The following is a 1,415-nucleotide window of genomic DNA, read 5'->3' as shown; positions in this document are numbered from 1 at the left end:
GTGGGGAGCGTGGGAACCTGGCGGGTAGTAGTCAAGCGATGGGGTGACGCAGGAAGGTAGCTGAGCCCGGCCGGTGGTTGTGCCGGGGTAAGCGTGTAGGCCGTGGTGTAGGCAAATCCGCACCACATGAAGGCTGAGACGTGATGCCGAGCCGATTCAGGTGAAGTCAGTGATCCTATGCTGCCGAGAAAAGCCTCTAGCGAGTTCTTAGCGGCCCGTACCCCAAACCGACACAGGTGGTCAGGTAGAGAATACCGAGGCGATCGGGCGAACTGTGGTTAAGGAACTCGGCAAATTGCCCCCGTAACTTAGGGAGAAGGGGGGCCGGAGACGTGAAGCCCCGCGCGGGTGGAGCGTTGTATGGCCGCAGAGAGCAGGGGGAAGCGACTGTTTACTAAAAACACAGGTCCATGCGAAGAAGTAATTCGATGTATATGGACTGACGCCTGCCCGGTGCTGGAACGTTAAGGGGACCTGTTAGCTCTTCGGGGCGAAGCGGAGAACTTAAGCGCCAGTAAACGGCGGTGGTAACTATAACCATCCTAAGGTAGCGAAATTCCTTGTCGGGTAAGTTCCGACCTGCACGAATGGCGTAACGACTTCCCCACTGTCTCAACCACAGGCCCGGCGAAATTGCAGTACGAGTAAAGATGCTCGTTACGCGCGGCAGGACGGAAAGACCCCGGGACCTTTACTATAGCTTGACATTGGTACTCGAATTAGCTTGTGTAGGATAGGTGGGAGCCGGTGAAACCTATACGCCAGTATGGGTGGAGGCAATCTTGAAATACCACTCTGGTTGATTTGGGTATCTAACTTCGGACCGTTATCCGGTTCAGGGACAGTGTCTGGTGGGTAGTTTAACTGGGGCGGTTGCCTCCTAAAAGGTAACGGAGGCGCCCAAAGGTTCCCTCAGCCTGGTTGGCAATCAGGTGTTGAGTGCAAGTACACAAGGGAGCTTGACTGTGAGACTGACAGGTCGAGCAGGGACGAAAGTCGGGACTAGTGATCCGGCACTTGCGAGTGGAAGCGGTGTCGCTCAACGGATAAAAGGTACCCCGGGGATAACAGGCTGATCTTCCCCAAGAGTCCATATCGACGGGATGGTTTGGCACCTCGATGTCGGCTCGTCGCATCCTGGGGCTGTAGCAGGTCCCAAGGGTTGGGCTGTTCGCCCATTAAAGCGGTACGCGAGCTGGGTTTAGAACGTCGTGAGACAGTTCGGTCCCTATCCGCCGTGCGCGTAGGATACTTGAGAAGGGCTGTCCCTAGTACGAGAGGACCGGGACGGACGAACCTCTGGTGTGCCAGTTGTCCTGCCAAGGGCACGGCTGGTTAGCTACGTTCGGAAGGGATAACCGCTGAAAGCATCTAAGCGGGAAGCCTGCTTCAAGATGAGGTATCCCACCCACCTT

Annotated in this window: 1 rRNA gene (running past one end of the window); it reads left to right on the top strand. The window is 56.3% G+C overall.

The window, feature by feature from the left end:
* Positions 1-1,415: ribosomal RNA gene (locus tag ACFY2Q_RS29405) — 23S ribosomal RNA — on the top strand; its annotated part reaches 1,663 nt to the left of the window's first position; the annotation flags it as partial.

This window comes from Micromonospora sp. NPDC000316 (genome assembly GCF_042898885.1).
Lineage (GTDB): Bacteria > Actinomycetota > Actinomycetes > Mycobacteriales > Micromonosporaceae > Micromonospora.
The sequence above is the reverse complement of the archived record's forward strand: the minus strand, read 5'-3'. Positions and strand labels throughout refer to the sequence as shown.